Origin of the sequence: Bacillus sp. FSL L8-0099 (genome assembly GCF_038006385.1) — a bacterium.
In the GTDB taxonomy this organism is placed as follows: Bacteria; Bacillota; Bacilli; order Bacillales; family Bacillaceae_G; genus Bacillus_A; species Bacillus_A toyonensis.
In genome coordinates this window covers 1-20,317 of sequence record NZ_JBBOVC010000002.1, presented here as the reverse complement: position 1 = coordinate 20,317, position 20,317 = coordinate 1, and the positions used below count along the sequence as shown (strand labels likewise).

The following is a 20,317-nucleotide window of genomic DNA, read 5'->3' as shown; positions in this document are numbered from 1 at the left end:
ATAACATGATTACAAAATAACACAATAATTCAATTACAAACTCATCCAATTATTGTTAATATTAAGGTGTAAATATTTTAAGGAGTCTCTTTATATGAGGAAATTTACGTGGTTATCTTATGTAGCACTTATAACTAGTTTATATCCAATACTGTATTATCAAATGTCTATAAAATATGAACAGGATTATGATCTGGAATTGTCTCCTTTTGAACCTGTGTGGTTGGTTCTTTGCTTTATCGGTCCATTCCTTAGTTTAGCTACTATCTATTTGGGTACAGTACAAAACGATGTGAGAAAAGAACTAGGAGTTAAAGAAGAAAATCCATGGATGTATCGGATAAGTATCATTTTAATTATGCTTACTGTCTTTCTATATCTAACTCAAGTTTCGAAATAAATATATATAATTTAAAACTTGCTATGTCATGGATAGGGAATGTAGTATTCATGCAATATTGCATTATAAATTAGAATGTACTGATGTATAATGATTAAGAACTAATCAACTTTTTTTGTTAAAGATAGTCATCAATCTCTAACTACCTAATGACCTCGAGTAAACGCTATTCAAGTTATTTTAAGAGGTACAAAAGACGCCCATGTGGGCGTCTTTTGTATAAAAACACCTTATAGTATATAAAGTGTTTTCTTATTTCCTATATCTAGAATTCCTCTATTTGAACAGTAAAATGTGGCTTGAATTTTACCTCGATTGTTTTGTTTTCTACACCGCCTTGGACAAATAAGGAGTCATTACGGGTATAGATTCGTTTCGCCGATTCTATCTCGGCTTCAAAGATACATTTATTTTTATAAGACATGCGTAGTGAAACAGTTTCCTCGTAATACCGCATAATCATTACCAATTCAAATCCTAATTTATCTTTTTTACTATATCTATAGGCACCTGCACCAGGAATAAAATAATCTTCTGGTTCATCCTCGAAAATTTCTAACAATTCGTATTCGTCGTATTGAATATTCAATTTGAGTATTCCTAACTTGTATAGTTTTATAGTTACATACGATGTTTATTTTGCACCGTATGTAACGAGTCTATCTATGTTATTAAGCAATGTCTATCATTCTGGACATAAATCAAGTACATCATGAAACATAGCATATTCTACAGTCACTTGAGGTCCAAAAATTGTTACCCCTTCTGGGAATGTGAGATCCATTACAACCTCATTTACTTCTGCATAGGATAGTTGTGTATAATTCTTCGATGTTAAAGATTGAATGACTTGTGAATCGAACTCTAATTGTTGAATCGTATAAGCCTGTGTGTCATATCCATCTAAAGTGGACATGAGTGACGGATCATCAGAACAGTCGACTGAAAATTCATGTTGTAAGTAAAATACGGGTGCCAATTTTGAAATTAATAAAGTACTGCTGTAGTTAATATTGATACTTTCTTTCTTATATGGTTTAAAATCGAATACATATTTTTCTGCTGGCCAAATATCGTCAATCTTGACAGAAGTTGTTTGAATGCGTGCATTTTGAATAAATGCAGTTAATTCTTTTGGTAATTCAATTTTGTTTTCACACGTAAATAAATATTCATTTGCGTCACCATTTACATAAAAATGTTGTATGGTTTTTTTTACTAATTCATTCATAAATGAATCCTTTCTTAACCCAATTTCAAATCATGTCCCCCAGATTTGTCCGCAGGTTTTGTTGAGTTTAAATTAAAGTCTACTTCACCCTGGTGTTTCCCTTTTTTATTAAGTACTTCAAATCTACCATGTTGTGTATCTAAAGCATAAAGATTATTTGATTTTGAATCAACATATACGTCCCTTTTATTAACTCTGCTCAATTTAGAGTCTTTTTTCCAACCATTTTGCTCTGCAATGCCTTTTGAGGCTATTTTTATTTCAGCAGCTTTTTCATTTATATTCATTTTTGCAATTTTTTTATCAAACGCTGCTACATCGAAAGAACCTTTAGATACATTTTTTGTTACATTACCAAGTTTCTGTGCATTTTTTTCAAGATCGCCAAGTTTACCAAAGGTACGGCCAATTACTTTTGTTGTACCTCCAGTTACTGCAGTAAGCGTTCCCCATACAAAGTCACTTGGCGCATATTTATCATGAGTAAACATTTCCTCGCCCGTAAAGAGCTGGATACCTTGTTTTACTTCTCCAATTCCAGGAGCTAAATCAAGGAATAATGAAGTTTGTTTAGCGGAACGTTTTTCTTCTTCCAAATATTCCTGCATCTTTTCAGGTGGCACACCAAAATCACGTAATGTGTCTTTGAGTCCATCCATATTCCCCATTTTTTGTGCAGCTGCTGGTATATCAATTTTGTAACTTGCAATTTTATTAGCAGTACCTAAAAGATTGTTTGTCGCGTCGATACCTGACATGATATCTGTGTGAAGCGTTGGGAAAGCTTGTTGTGCTTCTTTAATATGCGTAGAAACACTTCTAGTTAAATCTTCGGCCATCAGTGCTTGCTTATGTAACGATTTAGCGGCTACATCTACTGAATTTGCAAATTTATCTACACTTTTATTAAAAGTGTGTAAATCTTTAGCCATTGATTTGTATGCAGGTATTCTCCCCTTAAAATCTTCACGCCAATCTTTTATCTCTGTTGCAGTATCTTTTAATCCCTCAACTTGTTTTTTGAGCTCTTCTTGTGGTAAGGATTTGAAATAATTTTCCATCGGCGTAATATAGTTTTCAGTAATTGCAATTGGGAATCCCAATTGTGCATCTACAGTTGCCATGTACGCTTCTACACCTGTTTCTAATATTGATGCACCATTGTACACTAATGTATCTAATGTTTCGGGTAAAAGTTTTTTAGCAGCTTCAACATTACCAATTATATCGCCAGCGTCTTTGTTAGCTTTATTTAAAACCATGATACTATCTTTTAAAAGCATAAATTTATGGATTTTACTAAAATCATCTTCCATCATTTGCAAATTGGTAAGAATGGATTGATATTTTATTTGTACATTTGGATCAGTTTCTTTTGCGTTTATGTTATCAACAAAGCTCTTTATGTGGGAACTTTTTAATGTTGTAATGAATTGATTCATACTGTGTGCCAATTCACTTGATTCAAGAATAGCCGTATCTATATTTTTCGCTTGATTGGCATTAGCTAATCGTTTTGAGTGTATTTGTAATAATTCTAGACCAAATTTTAAATCGTCTACATCTTGACGAATCTCATCCATTTTATCCGATAATGATTGGTCAAACACGACTACAAATAGTTTTTTTACAACATATGTCTTCCCGTTGTAATTTACTCTAAACCATAAGGGTCCATCTTCCCCCACTACTTCAAGAATTTCATCTTCTCCAACTTGAATAGGATTGAATCCTCTTAAGACTGTTCTTGAACCGTATATGTTATGATCAAAAGATTTAATTTTTACCCAGCCTTTGACCATTTTCCCTGTTCTATCGAATTGAAATTGTTTTCCTAGGTAGTTTATATCACCTTTTTGAATGGCACCTTCATCATTAGCGAAGTACCAATGTGTAGCTTGCGGGAACCAACCCTTTTGAGCTGCACCAGTTGTTCTATCAAAATAATAGTCTTTCCCGTCAACAGTATTCCATCCCATTGATAGATTTCCGTTTTTATCAAAGAGATATGTATCGTCTCCCGATCGTAATAATCCAGTATGTTTCACGCCTGGTTTATCATAATAATATTTCTTTTCTCCTTCTACAACCCAGCCAGTAGTATTACCTGTCTCGGCAAATGCATATGAAGGTGCAACTGCAGAAATTAGTAAAAATAATGATAAGAGCAATGTTGCAATCTTCTTCATATCTATCAACTCCTTTTCTATTAATCACAAGGAATTATTATATCCCTATAATTTGATATTGCTAGTACATATGCATAATTGCATATGTAACTATCTATCATTTTTTTATGATGAAAATTCAAGAGGGATGATATAGAAATGAGGTGAAAAATAACATTACTGTGGCTAGTTTTCAATGTATGTAAAATGTACTCAAATAAAGTGTTACGGTGATGTTTGAAAGTTCCAAGTGTTCTACGTTCCCGTTCATTTGTATCGTTTTGTTATTAACAGCTTTATAATGAGCGTATAAAAAAAACGTAGGGAGAGCCCCTACGTTTTTCATTTGCTGCTTATTCTGAAACATCTTTTGTATCACCAATACGAACTTCACCTTCGTGATAGAACTCTATTTCATATCCTAAATCTGGAGAATAGAGCCATGTATCAAAACTTACTGGTGTAACTAGATGGCCTACCTCACGCTTGTAATTTGGCATATTTCTTCATTGTAAATCCCCTTTTCTCTTTTAATTCATTAAAGCTTGTTGTTATAGGCATACCGCCAACATTTTAACAAGAATATACGCTAAGCAAAATTTTACACGAGAAAACGTCACTTTATATTCTAATTCTATAAAAAATCACAATGTGCGATCCAATCATTTGTTTTGCTATTTTTAGCAAAATAAATTCCGCCACCATGAATAATCTTTAAATGTGCTTTTGGATCGTCTGTTATTTGAAAAATAAATTCATAATCCGCGGGCCATTGGATGCCTGATTGGGCAAAACAAGCATAGCCACCTAATTTATGTATGTAATGATTTTCTTCAAAAATATCCTCGTAGTAGTCAATATCAATTGTGTTCTCAAGTTCTAAAATTCTATCTTGCATGTTGTTTGGAAAATCTTCTGTATCCCATTGTGGAAACTCATCAGTTACTAATCTAGGTATTAAGGGAAAAGGTTTTAGATTTGGAAACGTAAGTGACATCTCATTTGGTACTAGTTCCTCTAAAGAATCATATTCTCTAATACAAAAATTTCCTGATAAGTTGGACAAGTCTTTAGCAAAGTTTGGAGAAAGAAATACTGCGATGGCTCTCATATCTTTGACTGCTTCTGGAACAAAAGGTATTTGAGTTAAATTAAGCATCATGATCGCATACATTTTTTCTTGATAGCGGTCGATTGGATAAGTTTCATTTGGTAATGAATAGGGAATCTTTCCAATCCAACTTTCATTTATAGATAAATCGGGTCTTTTTCCTCCTGTTTGAAAGATAGTTGCTCTTTTTCTTAGGATATTCTTTATTTGATCTATTTCCAAAGTATTTCTCCTCCTAAATGTATATTTTGTTTTCTCCTTATTTCAATGAATAATTATATTGTATCAATAATGTGTGTATTTTGTTATAACGATTCTTTTGAAGGGTACTGTTAGCAGCAATTTCACGTATCTTTTTGTGTTTTTACTGTCGATTTAAATCAAACATTTTAATGTATTCCTTAAACGTTCTCCCAATAAATACAATACGATTAATATCTAACTTTAAATTTTTTTCAATTATACTCACCATATCTAGCACCTTTTTTATATGAATATTTCAAACGAACTTTCATTTTATCTTTTTATATAAATTTAACTATATAAATCTATTGCCTTCAGTTAACATAACCATCTTATCAGTATTCAACAATGGATAAAATTCCCATTTTAGTGGGAGTTGTATTTTCTTAACTTGATAGCGATGGGGTAACACCACTAAATTAATAAATCACTATATGTGTCTAAAAAAATTAAAAGCTGTTCCAAATATAGGACAAGCCGCATTTATTAGTAGTAACCCTACTAATGAAAGGAGGATGTTTTAATAGAATGGGTAAATACAACTATTACGAGAAATATAATGATTGTTCATCGAATAAACAGCGCAAAAAGTATCATTTTGAGGATTGTAACGATTATTCATCATATAAGAAATGTGATGATTCTTATGTCAAAGTACATGTAGATTGTTGCGATTCAAACAAAGATAATACAAGGGAATCGGCATTCAGAGCTACTAGTGCTACTAACCAAGCGGTTGTAGCAAATTCAACGATTCAAGTATTTTATCAGAATGAACAATTTGATTTGGCAAATGAATATAATACTGCTACATCCAGATTTATTCCTAGAAAAGATGGGGTATATAACATTATTGGATCTGTTCATTTTCAACCAACTGTACTAACCACTCCTTATCAAATAACTGTATCTATTTCAGTAAATGGTGTGTCTATTGGACCCGATAAGGAAAGCCATGGCGCAGTAAATGTAGTAGGCATTACAAGAGATAATATTGTAGAAACAGTTGATATATTAAGATTAAATGCTGGGATATAGTTGAAGTAGTTGCTACGCCTAGTATAGCTGGTCAATTTTTAGCAGGTAACGGCACACGTTTTGCAGCATCTAGAATTCCATCCCCTGCCAACTAGCAAATACAGTAATTCAAATTGTTGAAGGCACCTTAAGGGTGTCTTTTTTTAGAAAACATAGGACTACCTTACATTTCTGTCAAGCTAATAATTTGAAATATCCCTAAAACGAAAATTTTATTTATAGCTGACCTTTGGAATTCAATTCACTTTTTTTGCTTTTGAGGACGATGCATTCCTTAACTTGGTAGGCATGGGGACCAACCATCTTGATTTAATTGCATATGTGTGTCAGAGAAAGTGGACTATAGGTTAAGGATCACAGCCTTGCATCAGTGGATGATGGAACTAACTTGTAATTCCATAATACAAGCTCCTCTTTCATTACAATATGATACTATACTACCTTAACTTAATGATATATATCATTATTTGTACCATTATATATAAAAGTACATAAATATTTCTAGATCCTTTCCCCTACTCTTTTTGTAATATATGTTTTTCTATTATTCTTACATTAAGATAGTAGATATATCATAGAGTTTCTCAGTTTTTTCCTTTAAATACAAAAACCTCCCCCATTTCCGTAAAAAATGGGGGGGTAAAAAATAAAGTATCGCCATAATACTTATATATACTGTAATCTTTCCAATCCAGAAATTGGAGACCTATTTGGCATAGAAGGTCGAACTTCTACAAAAGCAGGCATTATGCTGGATGGTAATTCTGAGATTGCGACGGCCAATTGACCTATATCCCGTGGGCGCATTTTCCATTCATCATTTTCCATCGATCTATTGGCAATTGCTCCTAAGGATAGGTGACTAACACGTATTCCTTCATATCTTAAATCTTGTATTGCCGCCTCTGCCATTGCGTGCAAAGCAGATTTTGTACTTGAATATGCAACACCTTGCTCAAAGTAGTATTCACCCGCATGGCTTCCAATAAATATAATTAGCCCTTTACTCTGCTTTAGCATAGGGGCAGTAAACTGAATCAACCATAATGGGGCTGAAAGATTTGTACTTATACTGTCTTGCCAATCTTGTTCTGTTATCTTTGAAATGTTATTAAATCTTCTTATACCTGCATTATTTATTAATATATCTATTTTTCCATATCGTCTAATTATCCCGGCAACAGACTTTTCAATATCTATCTTTTGTGAAAGATCACATTGAATTTCTTCTAACCATTCTTCTTTACACAAAGTCCGATTCAATCCAATAACCTTGTGCCCTTTTTCCGCAAATGATTTTGCAATTCCGTATCCCAAACCACGATTTGCACCAGTTATTACTACTATTTTCACTTCAAAACACCACCTATTTTCTCAAAATGTTATTTTTATAACTTAGATGGCACATTAATGTTATAAAAATAATTATTAAAGTTTGCTAAAAAGTCATTAATTTGTTTTTCCTTTTCATATAAAGATTTTTTTCTTTTAACTATTTTTGCTGAAATCTTTTCAATTTTTTCATAGACTATTAATCCATTTTCCACAAGTGTCTTACCTGACTGCACTATTTCCACAATACAATCCGCCATATTCAACACTGGAGCAATTTCCACTGAACCATTTAAATGTATCACTTCTATATCATGGTATTGCTGATCAAAATATTTCTTTGTAATTACAGGATATTTACTTGCTACAGATTTTACATCTTTTATATTTATTCCAGGTTTTGCACAAACACACAGTTCACATTGGCCAATTTTAAGATCAAGTATATCTACAAAACCTTCACCTTTTTCTAATAGTAAATCACTTCCTACAACGCCTAAATCAGCAATTCCTTTCTCTAAAAAAAGTAAAATATCTACTGATTTCACCAAGATAAAGCGCAAATTTTGTTCACTTAACTCAAAACACAGTTCACGCGAACTCTCTAAATCTAAGGGGATATTAATCCCACTTGCTCTTAGAATCTGCAAGGTTTCTGATAATAAGCGTCCCTTTGAAAGAGCAATTGTAATAAACTCTTCATTCACTGACAAAGTGATTCCTCTCTTCATAGAAAATATAAAATCAAATGTTAATAATTTTTCATTTTCTTCTTTGTTTACTTTTTCCTCAGTACATCTTCTATACGTAAAACTTCAAATGGAATTAAAACTCCTACACTTTTAATTCTCCCTGTTAAGTGCCCAATAACAATGTCCGAGGTACATCCCAATAACATGTAAGCATCTGCCTTATTCATATGATTTGCTTGAGCTATTATCTTTGTAGAAGTATCTACGCCCATCTTAACAGCTTCTTCAAATGTCTCCCCAAAGCCAATTATTACAAGCCCTTGTTCTACCTGTAAAATGGGAGTAGGAATATTATTTTCAAATATATTTACATTTATTTGTAAAGTTCCTGATGCCTCTAAAGCAATCCCTGAGGGTTCTCCATTTCCTTGTAAAGCATGTAAGTCACCAGCGTATAATAAACCACCTTCGACAGCTACTGGTAAATAAATTGTTGTTCCTTCAACCAACCAGCGGATATCTAAATTCCCTCCGTATTTACATGTTGCACCATTTCTTGTTCTAAAGGGATCAGCTAGTCCTATCCCTCCCAAGCTAGGTCTAACCTGTAAATCAATTCCCTCAAAATCTATCCTATTATTTTTAATCTCTATTTTCTTATAATTCCGTTCTGTGAATTGACCCTTCAACACTCCTGAAGAACGTGAAATACATGTATATGCATGCTTTGCTAAATGAATATTTTTAATTTTTATAGCTACTGTCATTCCTGGCAAAGCTCCATTGATATAAACTGGCCCTGTAAACGGATGATGTTTGCCTTTATTAATTACATTATTTAATTCCTCTTCATTATCCGTCTCTTGTGAAAATGCATTCATTATCTCCATTGAGATTTCTTGACCTGGATTTACATATAAAACCGGTTCTCTCTCTGGAGATAACTCAAAACTAGCTGTATCGGTTGAGTATTCAATAAAATTCACATCAACTTTATTCATCTTATTATTTCGTACTCTCTACTGGCATTATACGTTTCAATATTTCTTCATAAGCATGTACCAAGTCCCCTTTGTTGTAACGAAATACATCTTTATCTAGAGATTGGTTTGTTTCTATATCCCAAAGACGCATACCGTCTGGAGAAATTTCATCTCCTATTACCAAATCACCTGCTGCATTTCTTCCCATTTCGAACTTAAAATCAACTAACTTTACACCTCTTTCCAAAAGAAAATCCTTTAAAATAGCATTTAATTCAAAAGCTATCTCTCTGATAATTTCTATTTCTCTTTTAGTAGCAATGCCCATTGCAACAATGTAATCGGAATTCATCATTGGATCGTTTGAATATTTAAGGTCTAATTTTAAAATAGGCTGATTAAAAACTTGTCCATATTGGATAGGATAATTCCTTACAATTGAACCAGCCGCAATATTTCGAGGAATTATCTCCAATTTAATCATATCTAATTTGTTAACTTTCATTCTCCCCATTCCTATATTGGATATATAATGATTAGGTATCCCTTTTTTATGGAGCAACTCAAATATGTGAGAAGAAAATTCACATCTTAGTATTCCAGTTCCTATAATTCGAGCATTTTTATTTTGTGTATAAGAAGATACACTATCCAAAAAGTGCATGATAATTGAATCATTTTCCTCACCATAATACATCGACTTTGATTTACCACATGTATATAACAAACCGTTTTTCGTCATTATATTCTACCCTTTCCATTTATAAGTTATAGTCTTTATATAGAAAAAATCCCACGTAAAGTGTGTGCTACACCATCATTTTCATTTGTTGGTGCAATACAATTCGCTCTTAATTGCACATCTTTTCCAGAGTTACCCATAGCAACCCCAAAACCAACTAGTTCCAACATTCCAATATCGTTTTCTGCATCACCAAAGGCCACTATGTTTGAAAGTGGGACACTGTAGTGATTCGCTATCCACTTTACAGCCGCTGCTTTCCCTGCATTTTTACACAAAATTTCTATCCAAACTTTACGGGAGTCGGAAAATGTATAAATTAAGTGCTCTTTGAAATATTTTTCTAAAATTCTGATAATGAATTCGGTATTTCCCCTAACAATCAATTTAGATAAATGATCATCTAAAAAAGTTGACGGATATCCTATTGCATGTGGTGGACACCCCGCATCAATCCAGCACTGTACATCTTTATCAATTACATCCACCCAAAACTCGTTATTCTTTTCAGCTAAATAATTTTCAATGCTTTTTTCTTCTCTTAATACTTCAAATAATTTTTTCACTATGGAAATATCAATCATATTAGATTTAAGTATTTCACTTTTTCTATTATCAAAAATTAATGCCCCATTATAACAAATGCTTGGAGTATCCAGTTCTAATCCTTTTAAATATATTTCTATATCTCTTGGTGCTCTCGCCGTTGCGAGAATAACAGGGATTTTCATTTGATTTAAAGACTGTATAGTTTTTAATGTTTTATTACTAATCTCTTTATTATTGTTTAGCAAAGTACCATCTAAATCACATATGACAATTTCAAACGTAGAATTCATTTTAAATAACTCCTAGACAAGAATTAAAATCTCTTTATTTATCGATTTTTCGTCAATACTTAATTTAATATTTACAAAGCAAGAAAGTATCCACCACTAAATATTTCTTATCTAATGGTGGATACTCTAAGTTTGCACAAAATCTAAAATTTAGGTTTATGCTGCTCTGTTTAATTCCTGTTTCTGATTTAGCACTGAAAATCCGTATTTTACAAATGTTTCTTTTACTTGATCCGTTTGAAGATAGTTATAATACTCTGTAGTTTGAACTGGAGACAGTGTTGCTTTAAGAACACCCATTGGATAAATAATAGGGTCATGTAAATTAGAATCTGCGGTATCTACTATTTTTACTTGAGGTGAAATGAGTGCATCTGTCTTATATACAAGCCCAGCATCAACTTGCTTCGTTTCAATCAACGACAATACATGTCTTACATCAGTTGCTAATACAAATTTAGGTTTTAAAACGTCATACAGGTTCAGCCCTTCAAATACTTGTTTTGCATACATTCCAGCAGGTACTGTTGCAGGATTACCAATAGCTATCTTTTGCACATTATTTGTGTTCAAGTCCGAAAAACTATGCACAATATTATTTTCGATTGGTGTTGCCAATACTAATTCATTCCCTAAAAAATCAATAGCTTGGCTCGGATTGATATACCCCTTTTCAACTAGAGGAGTGAAATTTTTTTCTGCAGCGGAGATAAATAGATCTGCTGATTTACCTTGCTCAATCATTTGTTGAAGTGAACCCGAACCACCGTAAGTGAAAGTAAACTTTACATTTCCATGAGTTTTCTCATAATTGGCTGTAACTTCCTCTAAAACATCTTTTAAACTTGCAGCAGCAAATACTTTTATCTCAGTTTTATTAACATTTTCTTCCGCCAGAGCAGGAGAGAATCCTGTAAAAATTGCGAGCATAAAAACAGAAACAGCACATAGTAAAAATGATTTAATTGTTTTCATAATTTTTCTCCCTTCTTAATAAAAGACAATAAATAAATTACCTAACAAAAAAGTACCCTTGTATCTCCTCCTTTATCAAAAGCATCACTTGTACAAAATTTAATTCTCGCAAACAGAACATAACACAACATTCTTACTACATTTTAAATTCTAATTTTTCTATATTTTCAGATTTATTTTTTGAGAAACATTTGTACAATAATATCTGCTCAATTTAAACAAATAAAGTATTATGAATCCGCTTTTTTTAAAAACCAATGCAATAAATGTTTATGAAATAACATCATCATATGTCGAAATATGCGATTTTATTTCATAAGGGAATTTTTTTTGCGAAAAAATAAACTGAAAATACTCGTACTTAGTTATATTTAGTTGTTTTTAATTATGTTTAGTTATAATTCGTTATGCATTAAAATCTCCAAAGAAATATATTCCAATTAAATCAAAAGTATTGTATACTTCTTTTTGTATTTTCAGAATAATAAAACGGAGGTGTTGCAATTGACTTCATACTAATATGTACTTACATTTACAAACAATAAATTCGAAATACTCAATGTGGAACATACCTTCAAATTAGTATGTTTTTAAAAGAGGTTTATTAGTTGGATAGCCTGTAGAATTTAATACTGGACTAGTTTCATTAAAAGAACTAATCCCCTCTTTCAGTTAAAAATACAGTCTATAAACATAAACAATTTGCTTGCATATTAAATAACTTTCTAATCTATGAAGGAACAAACACAAAAGGCTTCGCTCCAAAGTATTACAGTTGAAAATACGCCAGATACTAAGAATTATTTCAAGCATGTGGAAAATCACTAAATATATTATTTTTCCAATTTACAAACCACTAATCATTGGGGGAAAAATTATTTAAACTACATTATAAAATACATTTGAAAACTGAATATATTAATTTTAAGTAAATGTTGCTACAAACTAATAAAAAACGTTTTTAATACAGGTCAATCACTACTATAACAATATTAATCTTAATAAAGAGGTGGATAAAAATGAAAACATTTGATAAGTACTGTTCCTTTACTTTCTTTTCATACTTTGCAACATTTGCTATTGTAGTTCCGCTAACTGGTCTTTTTTTAAATCAATTACACTTTGGTAGCAAAGAGATAGGGATAATCCTTGGCATTTCAATCCTAGCCAGAATACTAGGACCATATGTATTCCTACTGATATCAAAACTAAATAGAAATTTAGCAAGCATATACCTTATACAATGCGTTCTCCTTTTAGTCGTTCTGTTTGTTGGTACTCAAGTTAAAAATAGCTTGGCTATAGTTATAGCACTCTCCTTACTAAATATTTTTTGGATATCTATTTTACCCAACATAGAAACAATTTCATTATCAAAGCTAAATGGTGACATGAAACGCTACTCAACCATTAGGATGTGGGGAAGCATCGGATTTATTTTCTTTTCAGTTTGGGCAAGTCATGCCCTTATTAAATTTGGTCCACTATCTTTTTGGTTTATATTAATATTTTTAGGGCTTATGTTGTTAATTTCCTCTACTCTACTAATTCGCCTTGAACCGATTGAGGTTACGAAAAAAAAATCAAAAAGTATTTTTATTGAAAAAAAACTTTTGCTTTTTTATTCTGTATTTTTCTTATTTGAATTAACACATGCACCTTATTATGGATTCTTTTCTATTAAGTTGTTGGAAAATAATTATACTGGTTTTGCAATAGGTTCATTAATTGCTTTTGCAGTTATATGTGAAATTGTTACTTTCGCTTATGGTCATAGGCTTCTAAAATATATGAATGTTTCATCTATTCTCTTATTGTGTTCTATTTTAGGTATTCTAAGATGGACATTAATAGAACTTTTTGTCGGAAGCATCACTTTATTAGTAATTTCACAGTTAATGCATGCTTTTACCTTTGCTTTATATCACATTTGTGCTATGAACATTTTAAGTTTAAATGCAGACCAAGATTTAATTAGCCAAAGACAAACTACCTACACAGTTCTTACCATGGGTATAGGTGCTGCATTAGGAGCTTACCTGTCTGGCTTGTTCTGGGACGCTAAAATTTTTCAATTCTCATCTTTCATATCAGTTGGAGTTAGTTCACTGGTTATTAGTATAATACTTATTTTATTAATAATGAAAAAAGAAGCAAACCAAACCCTAAATATTCCTACCGAGAGTAATATGTAATTATATAGAGAACAATCCTTGTTGTAACAACCCTAAGAAAACTACATGCAAAACATTAAATGATACATTTTAATCTTTAAAAACAAATTCTCTTATTCAATACCAAAAACAGTTTTCTAAATTTTCAAAAATAAAATCATCTCAGAATTTCCGTATTTAAAAGAAAATTTATCAATACCTTTCTACAGTGAAAAAGTTTAATATATTAAAAAGGTTCCAATATAACCCTTATATTGAATTTTTTTGATACCGAAAGCCTATTACTTTATAAGTGCCTTTTCATAAACACACATTAACAAGAATTAATTTTAAAACAAAAGTTTCTATGCACTTCATAAATCATAAAGGAGGATAATTATGTATAATCATGTGATACAACTATTAGATCAAGCTAATATTTCTTATCAGCAATACAAGCATGAACCCAATCTGGATTATGAAACAGATAGAGAAATACGAAAAAGATTTAATTTAGAAGGTGTTCCAAGTAAAAGTTTATTTCTAAAAGATAAAACCGGACATAATTATGTGCTAGTTACGATTGAAGGCGAAAAATTAGATTCAAAATCAATGAAAGAACTAATTGGCAAGAGGGTTTCAATTTGTTCATCTGAAGAGTTGGTTGAAAAGACTTCCTGTGTTCCCGGTTGTGTAGCCCCTTTTGGATATCAGGATGAGGTTACCCTTATTATAGATAAAAAGATCTATAATTATAATAAATTTCTACTATCTCCAGGTGTACCTGAGTTAACAATTGAGATACACACAGAGGATATCAATAAAATTTTAAATATAGTGAAAAACAACATTTTAATTTATGAAAACAATCAATGATTTTATACTTACAATAAGGAGGGATTACAGTGGTAATCCAATTAACCAAATCTTATTTGTATAATCAAAATAGAATTCTTGATGAAAAGAACAATGATTTCTTAGAAAACTGGAAAATACACGCTTACAACAGTTTCCACAAAAGTATTATGGATAATTCTAAACCGTTTCCTTGCTATTTTGCAGTAGATTCCGAAAAACATGGTTGGTCCAGATATCTTTTTATTGATTCAGCTTATGATCAAAAAGAGCTACTAAAGCTTAGAGATGGAATTTATGAATATATAAAGACATATCAGCAAATTGCCAAGCGGACCACGCTAGTGATATTCTTCAAACCCTCAAGTAAGCAATTACTAGCAGAAGAATATAAAAAACAATTTTGGAATGTACTACAATTTTTAATCGAAAATGATCCTGAACCATGGAATCCAGAAATCCCAACAGATCCTTACCATGCTAAATGGGAATTTTGTTTTGCTGGAGAACCTATATTTGTAGTTTGCCGAGCACCTATATATGCTGAAAGACAAAGCAGATATACAGAGAATGGTCTTGAAATTACCCTTCAACCCCGCGGAACCTTAGATGATATTACAGGTAATACCAAACAAGGAAAACAAGTCCGTAAAGTTATTAGGAAACGCTTATTAGCCTACGATAATATTTCAATGCATCCAGATATAGGTGATTATGGTGCTGAAAATTCACATGAGTGGAAACAGTATATTTTGCCTGAAACAAATGAAGAAAGCGTAATGAGATGTCCGATTACAGGTGTAAAAAAACATGATTAGCATGATCTTTAGTTATATATTGTTAGGTGTTTCCCTTTCTGCTCCTGTGGGCCCAATCAATGTGGCTCAAATAAATAAAGGCATTAAAAATGGATTTTGGAGTGCTTGGTTTGTTGGATTAGGGGCTATGTCCGCTGATGTAATTATGATGTTACTCATTTATTTTGGGGTTTCCACTTTTTTAACAACTCCAATTGCTCAACTTTGTATTTGGATTTTTGGTTTTATTACCATGCTTTACTTAGGATATGAAAGTATTAAGGATGCTCCTAAACAAGTACATCATTCTTTAGCTGGGGAAAAAGAACATCCTCTAAAATCTTTTTTAGCAGGATTTGCAATTGCAATTTCAAATCCATTAAACATTGTATTTTGGATAGGAATTTACGGTTCTGTTCTTACTAGTGCAATAAATACAATTGGAAAAGAACAAGCTCTATGGTATAGTACAGCTATTTTTGCAGGTATTATGCTATGGGATTTATTCATGGCTACATCCATACATTTTGGTAGACGCTTTGTAAACGCTACTGTAATGAAATGGATTTCCATTTCAGCAGGTGTTATTTTAATCTGTTTTGGTATTTACTTTGGCTACCAAGCTGTGCTAACAATCCAACAGTTAATTTAAATAAAGTTGCGAAAATATCCCTTTGGAGTTGATAATCCAAAAGGATATTTTTCATTTTACAATATTTAATTATTCCACATCTAATAATTTAAAAATATATTATTGGATTTTTAAACATTTAATTATGACTTAGGCTGTATAATTCAGAAAGTTTCTCTAACTTATTTATGATCTCTATTTCATATTCTATATCCATTGGAATACTTTCTTTAGAAAATGGCGCTAATTCTGGATGATGTCCAACCATTACTGAATATACAGCATGTTCGAACATACTTATATCATTCGCATCATTTCCAAAAGCTACATATTCCCCTTCTTTGACACCTAATACCTGTAGTGCATTCCATTTATGAATACCTTTTGGACTAATGTCTATTACATTCTCATTTCTATGTTTATGTACTACAACATCTAATACATTTAGACTCTGAGATAGTTCTTCCATGTTGCTCGCTGTAAGGATTAAAATCTTAACTATAGAATTTAAAGAAGTCACCTTAACAGATTTAGCAAGTTTAGCTGGATCTAGATTATTAAGTATAGAATGATTATCCGGACCAGTATATGCATAATCCCAATCACCATCAATTAAATACGTTGCTTGAAATTCATTTATCAAAGCAAGAATCTTTTTTAGTTGCGATTTCTCGAACTCTTTCGAATAAATTAATTTTCCATTTTGAGAAATTAAAGATCCATTTCCACCAATCAATGTATATTCGTGAAAACGTGGATGTATCACAGGTAGCATATCACGAATAGGTCTTGCAGAAGCAAATATAACTTCGTGACCATTTTTACTAATGTTATCTAAACATGCAAGAATTTTTTCCGAAACTGGTTTTCCCTTGAAGCAAATTGTACCATCTAAATCAAAGACAAATTTCAAAATTTGCACTCCCCTTCTTATTTCTCCTAGATTATATAATAACTCAAAAATAAACAACGTGATTTTACTTTAAGTTACTTACAGCTATTCACTCTACCCAATGCTGATCTATCATCTACCTTCTCTTCTGCTTATCTATAATGTCTTTAAATAAATCAAACATAAATTTAATAGACTATGTAGATTTTTTAAATTATTAACAAAGAAAACATATCATATCAATTCTATTAATTGCAAAATTATTTTTTTCTTTATTTTCAGGATAAAAACCTTTTGAACGCTTTATTTCTTAGTCACAACCCTTGATAGTCTTACAATTTAATAAAAGATTTTCAATTCATTAACTATAAAAATCATCATCTTAATAAACGGAATAAGGAATATTCTGAATTAACTAAACAAATATATATCCAGTTATGTTTAGTCATTTTTTGTTATGTTTAGTTATGTTTAGTTAAAATAAGTATTGTTTTATAACTAAATTTATTGTTTAATATAATTTAGTTATAACTGGAAAATAGGTCCATATCTATAAATATATATTTTTCAAGCATTATTTTCTCTTTTCTCATCCAACAACCAGATCACTCACAAAAATATGAAATATCAATTACAAGAAAATTAATATTACAAATAAAAGTGAATCTAGGAGTGACGAAATGACTAACAATACAATAAAAAAAATTATCGAAGATAGATATAAATTTTATACAGAGGCCTTAGCTACAGAAAATATTATTTGGGATAAAGAACTCAATGCATGGCTTGTTTTTGATTACACCAATATCACCCAACTACTAAAAGATTCTCGATTAAAGGCTAATCGAAAAAAACAATTCATCGAAAAGCTAGATATACCTGTTGAGTATAAAGATAAACTCTCTAATTTTTACTCTAGATGGTTAATGTATATGGATAATCCTGAGCATAAAGAATTGCGTAAACATGTACAAGTACCTATCAATTTAACAAACTCTATTATAGAAGAGTTAGCTAAATCTTCTACACTCAAAGTATTGAATTCTCTGAATAAAGATAATGAATTCATTGACGTTATTAATGAAATAGCTATACCGTTTACAGAAAACACTCTTGCTAATTTATTGGGCCTAGATGTAAACGATTATAAATTAATTCTACAAGAAGCTTTTAAAGCTGTGGATTTCCTTTGGATTCCGGTTCCTAGTTTCGAAGACTCACAAAAAACTGTTCACTCTATTGATATAACCTATAGTATTATTTCTGAAATTCGCGACCAACAAAGATACGAAAAAAATGGTTTATTCGATTTAATACTGAAAAATGTAGATCAAGTAGAAGATAGTTTGGCCCTAATCGCAAATGTAACAGTAGATGGACATGAACCATTCCTTAGTGCTGTAAAAACATTAATGTATCTTTACATACAAACGCAGAATGATAAATTACCTCATAATAATCCATACAGTTTACTAACATTAGAAAATATAGTTGAAGAATCTTTAAGAATGGAATGCCCTTTTCCCTATTGTGCACGTGTTGCCAATGAAGATATACCTTTAGAAGATAAACTCATTAATAAAGGTGATAGAATTATTTTGTTTATCTCTTCTGGAAATAGAGATCAGAGTAAATATGAAAACCCAAATGAATGCCAAAAGCGATCAAATACCCCTCCAATCTTAAGTTTTGGAGTTGGTTCTCATTACTGTGCCGGTGCAAATCTAACAAGAAAATCACTAAAAGTATTTTTAAATACCATACAACCTTTTATAGAAGATAAGTCACTTATTATTGACGATCTAGAATGGAACGATACTTTTGGATTTAGAACAATTTCAACTTTGAAAGTCACAATAAAAACGAAGTACCCAGTTAATGTATAAAAAATTTGAACAGAGGAGACTTATGTCATGACAGAATGGATTTATACTCACTTTAATATGACACACTACAATACAACCATAAAAAAAGAATTACTAGCTGCTCTAACAAGTTTCTTCACTGTTTCTTATATAGTGATTGTAAATGCCTCCATATTAAGAGACGCAGGGATTAGTACAGAGGCATCTGTAGTAGCCACTACTCTAACATGCTTTTTAGGTTGCCTTATAATAGGTTTTTGGGCAAATTCCCCTCTCGTAATTATCCCTGGAATGGGAGAAAATATATTCTTTTCCTATACAATTGTTCAATCTTTAGGACTAAATTGGCAGGAAGCTTTAGGAGTCGTATTAGTATCAGGCATTATTTTCACACTGATTACATTTACACCTTTTTCTAAACTTTTAATCAACTCTATTCCACACTCCTTAAAAAATGCTATTACTGTAGGGATTGGCCTATTTTTGACCTTTATCGGACTTCAGAAAGGTGGACTTATTACAGATTCTTCTGTAACAATAATAGGATTGGATAACCTATTTAAAGCAAATACATTACTTACAATTTTTACTCTGGCATTAGCTGTAATCCTTTTTATTTATAATATTAGAGGTGGATTTTTAATCGTTATAGGAATTAGTACATTGGTTGCAGCCCTTTGTGGCATAACAAAATTAGATCCTTCCTATAATATGGGATCTTTATATGAGCATTACCCAGCTGTGTTTAACGCTTTTTCTTTTGCACAAGCAAAAAATGCCTCCTTTTGGACAGCTACCTTTTCTTTAACAATGATTCTATTATTTCAAAATCTAGGAACCATACAAAGTTTTGAAAATGACAATAAACGTTTCAATCGAGCTTATCAGGCAACCGGGGTGTCTAACATTTTTGCTGGGGTTTTTGGTACTAGTTCTACTGTAGCTGGTTTAGAAAGTGCTGTGGGAATAGCTGCTGGTGCAAAAACCGGTTTATCCTCTATTTTTGTGGGATTACTATTTCTTATCTCATTTTTCTTTATGCCTTTTATAAAAATGATTCCAGATGGAGCCGTTGCACCTATTCTAATTATCATTGGAAGTTTAATGTTAAAAAGCATAAAAGAGATTGACTTTGATGATTTCTCGGAATATTTCCCTGCCTTTCTTACAATTATTATGATTCCAATGACTTACAATATAGCTGACGGTATAGCTTTTGGTTTTATATTTTATCCAATAATAAAACTTCTAACTGGAAAAAGAAAAGAATTAAACAAAACTATTTGTGTTATCGGTCTATTATTCTTATTAAATTACTTACTATCTTATTAATTAAGAATTCTTTATAAATAGAAAAAGACTGCTTTATA

The 20,317-nt window shown here is 31.4% G+C and carries 20 protein-coding genes; 8 read left to right on the top strand and 12 right to left on the bottom strand.

The annotated features are described in order from the left end of the window. The first annotated feature begins 94 nt into the window (after positions 1-94). Positions 95-400 (top strand): hypothetical protein, encoded by a 306-nt coding sequence (locus tag MHH42_RS27750; RefSeq protein WP_070174136.1) that lies wholly within the window; start codon positions 95-97, stop codon positions 398-400. A 265-nt stretch (positions 401-665) separates the two neighbouring features. Here the strand turns inward: MHH42_RS27750 and MHH42_RS27745 are convergent, their stop codons facing one another. The 5 genes from MHH42_RS27745 to MHH42_RS27725 form a co-directional block, all read right to left on the bottom strand. Beyond that, positions 666-989 carry a hypothetical protein gene (locus MHH42_RS27745; protein ID WP_070174137.1) on the bottom strand — a complete coding sequence of 108 codons (324 nt, stop codon included), beginning with the start codon at positions 987-989 and terminating at the stop codon, positions 666-668. Positions 990-1,085: 96 nt separating this feature from the next. Further along, positions 1,086-1,631 (bottom strand): hypothetical protein, encoded by a 546-nt coding sequence (locus MHH42_RS27740; RefSeq protein ID WP_070174138.1) that lies wholly within the window; start codon positions 1,629-1,631, stop codon positions 1,086-1,088. A gap of 14 nt (positions 1,632-1,645) precedes the next feature. Next, a complete protein-coding gene (locus MHH42_RS27735; RefSeq protein ID WP_340894857.1) occupies positions 1,646-3,820 on the bottom strand; it encodes a colicin E3/pyocin S6 family cytotoxin in 2,175 nt (724 codons plus the stop codon). Positions 3,821-4,152: 332 nt separating this feature from the next. Next, positions 4,153-4,299 carry a hypothetical protein gene (locus tag MHH42_RS27730; RefSeq protein ID WP_170958071.1) on the bottom strand — a complete coding sequence of 49 codons (147 nt, stop codon included), beginning with the start codon at positions 4,297-4,299 and terminating at the stop codon, positions 4,153-4,155. 134 nt (positions 4,300-4,433) lie between these two features. Next, positions 4,434-5,132 (bottom strand): DUF1963 domain-containing protein, encoded by a 699-nt coding sequence (locus MHH42_RS27725; protein WP_098072192.1) that lies wholly within the window; start codon positions 5,130-5,132, stop codon positions 4,434-4,436. A 549-nt stretch (positions 5,133-5,681) separates the two neighbouring features. Here MHH42_RS27725 and MHH42_RS27720 point away from each other — a divergent pair. After that, positions 5,682-6,191: a hypothetical protein gene (locus tag MHH42_RS27720; protein WP_340894851.1), complete on the top strand. Its 510-nt coding sequence runs from the start codon at positions 5,682-5,684 to the stop codon at positions 6,189-6,191. Positions 6,192-6,857: 666 nt separating this feature from the next. On the opposite strand, the gene MHH42_RS27715 is transcribed toward MHH42_RS27720, so the two are convergent. The 6 genes from MHH42_RS27715 to modA form a co-directional block, all read right to left on the bottom strand. Continuing rightward, on the bottom strand, positions 6,858-7,544 hold the full coding sequence (locus MHH42_RS27715) for an SDR family NAD(P)-dependent oxidoreductase (RefSeq protein ID WP_000707038.1): 687 nt from the start codon (positions 7,542-7,544) through the stop codon (positions 6,858-6,860). A 35-nt stretch (positions 7,545-7,579) separates the two neighbouring features. Then, on the bottom strand, positions 7,580-8,236 hold the full coding sequence (gene hisG, locus MHH42_RS27710) for an ATP phosphoribosyltransferase (RefSeq protein WP_340894849.1): 657 nt from the start codon (positions 8,234-8,236) through the stop codon (positions 7,580-7,582). 65 nt (positions 8,237-8,301) lie between these two features. Then, the gene (locus MHH42_RS27705; RefSeq protein ID WP_070174145.1) at positions 8,302-9,216 is read right to left on the bottom strand and encodes an acetamidase/formamidase family protein; all 915 of its coding nucleotides are present in this window, start codon (positions 9,214-9,216) and stop codon (positions 8,302-8,304) included. Between the two features lie 4 nt (positions 9,217-9,220). Beyond that, positions 9,221-9,940: a phosphoribosylaminoimidazolesuccinocarboxamide synthase gene (locus tag MHH42_RS27700; protein WP_070174146.1), complete on the bottom strand. Its 720-nt coding sequence runs from the start codon at positions 9,938-9,940 to the stop codon at positions 9,221-9,223. A gap of 35 nt (positions 9,941-9,975) precedes the next feature. Further along, the gene (locus tag MHH42_RS27695) at positions 9,976-10,779 is read right to left on the bottom strand and encodes a Cof-type HAD-IIB family hydrolase (RefSeq protein WP_070174147.1); all 804 of its coding nucleotides are present in this window, start codon (positions 10,777-10,779) and stop codon (positions 9,976-9,978) included. 156 nt (positions 10,780-10,935) lie between these two features. Next, a complete protein-coding gene (modA, locus tag MHH42_RS27690) occupies positions 10,936-11,754 on the bottom strand; it encodes a molybdate ABC transporter substrate-binding protein (protein WP_340894847.1) in 819 nt (272 codons plus the stop codon). Positions 11,755-12,773: 1,019 nt separating this feature from the next. On the opposite strand from modA, the gene MHH42_RS27685 reads away from it, so the two are divergent. The 4 genes from MHH42_RS27685 to MHH42_RS27670 all read left to right on the top strand — a co-directional run bounded on the left by MHH42_RS27685 (position 12,774) and on the right by MHH42_RS27670 (position 16,211). Continuing rightward, complete coding sequence (locus MHH42_RS27685; RefSeq protein ID WP_016107160.1) at positions 12,774-13,949, top strand: MFS transporter; 1,176 nt, start codon at positions 12,774-12,776, stop codon at positions 13,947-13,949. 357 nt (positions 13,950-14,306) lie between these two features. Next, a complete protein-coding gene (locus MHH42_RS27680; RefSeq protein WP_070174150.1) occupies positions 14,307-14,783 on the top strand; it encodes a YbaK/EbsC family protein in 477 nt (158 codons plus the stop codon). A 29-nt stretch (positions 14,784-14,812) separates the two neighbouring features. Beyond that, positions 14,813-15,580: a YqcI/YcgG family protein gene (locus tag MHH42_RS27675; protein ID WP_000236658.1), complete on the top strand. Its 768-nt coding sequence runs from the start codon at positions 14,813-14,815 to the stop codon at positions 15,578-15,580. Beyond that, positions 15,573-16,211: a LysE family translocator gene (locus MHH42_RS27670; RefSeq protein ID WP_340894843.1), complete on the top strand. Its 639-nt coding sequence runs from the start codon at positions 15,573-15,575 to the stop codon at positions 16,209-16,211. Before MHH42_RS27675 ends, MHH42_RS27670 begins: the two co-directional genes overlap by 8 nt. A 118-nt stretch (positions 16,212-16,329) precedes the next feature. Here the strand turns inward: MHH42_RS27670 and MHH42_RS27665 are convergent, their stop codons facing one another. Next, the gene (locus MHH42_RS27665; protein WP_340894840.1) at positions 16,330-17,103 is read right to left on the bottom strand and encodes an HAD family hydrolase; all 774 of its coding nucleotides are present in this window, start codon (positions 17,101-17,103) and stop codon (positions 16,330-16,332) included. A gap of 659 nt (positions 17,104-17,762) precedes the next feature. On the opposite strand from MHH42_RS27665, the gene MHH42_RS27660 reads away from it, so the two are divergent. Then, positions 17,763-18,968, top strand: coding sequence for a cytochrome P450 (locus MHH42_RS27660; protein WP_340894835.1), 1,206 nt, complete (start codon positions 17,763-17,765; stop codon positions 18,966-18,968). A 27-nt stretch (positions 18,969-18,995) separates the two neighbouring features. Beyond that, entirely contained in the window at positions 18,996-20,279 is a 1,284-nt protein-coding gene (locus MHH42_RS27655; protein ID WP_340894833.1) for an NCS2 family permease, read from the top strand. The last annotated feature ends 38 nt before the right edge of the window (positions 20,280-20,317 follow it).

Excerpts from the sequence above, each read along its gene's own strand:
- MHH42_RS27750 (WP_070174136.1), top strand. The coding sequence starts at position 95 with ATGAGGAAATTTACGTGGTTATCTTATGTAGCACTTATAACTAGTTTA.
- MHH42_RS27740 (WP_070174138.1), bottom strand. The coding sequence starts at position 1,631 with ATGAATGAATTAGTAAAAAAAACCATACAACATTTTTATGTAAATGGT.
- MHH42_RS27735 (WP_340894857.1), bottom strand. The coding sequence starts at position 3,820 with ATGAAGAAGATTGCAACATTGCTCTTATCATTATTTTTACTAATTTCT.
- MHH42_RS27730 (WP_170958071.1), bottom strand. The coding sequence starts at position 4,299 with ATGCCAAATTACAAGCGTGAGGTAGGCCATCTAGTTACACCAGTAAGT.
- MHH42_RS27720 (WP_340894851.1), top strand. The coding sequence starts at position 5,682 with ATGGGTAAATACAACTATTACGAGAAATATAATGATTGTTCATCGAAT.
- MHH42_RS27705 (WP_070174145.1), bottom strand. The coding sequence starts at position 9,216 with ATGAATAAAGTTGATGTGAATTTTATTGAATACTCAACCGATACAGCT.
- MHH42_RS27700 (WP_070174146.1), bottom strand. The coding sequence starts at position 9,940 with ATGACGAAAAACGGTTTGTTATATACATGTGGTAAATCAAAGTCGATG.
- MHH42_RS27695 (WP_070174147.1), bottom strand. The coding sequence starts at position 10,779 with ATGAATTCTACGTTTGAAATTGTCATATGTGATTTAGATGGTACTTTG.
- modA (WP_340894847.1), bottom strand. The coding sequence starts at position 11,754 with ATGAAAACAATTAAATCATTTTTACTATGTGCTGTTTCTGTTTTTATG.
- MHH42_RS27685 (WP_016107160.1), top strand. The coding sequence starts at position 12,774 with ATGAAAACATTTGATAAGTACTGTTCCTTTACTTTCTTTTCATACTTT.
- MHH42_RS27680 (WP_070174150.1), top strand. The coding sequence starts at position 14,307 with ATGTATAATCATGTGATACAACTATTAGATCAAGCTAATATTTCTTAT.
- MHH42_RS27670 (WP_340894843.1), top strand. The coding sequence starts at position 15,573 with ATGATTAGCATGATCTTTAGTTATATATTGTTAGGTGTTTCCCTTTCT.
- MHH42_RS27660 (WP_340894835.1), top strand. The coding sequence starts at position 17,763 with ATGACTAACAATACAATAAAAAAAATTATCGAAGATAGATATAAATTT.
- MHH42_RS27655 (WP_340894833.1), top strand. The coding sequence starts at position 18,996 with ATGACAGAATGGATTTATACTCACTTTAATATGACACACTACAATACA.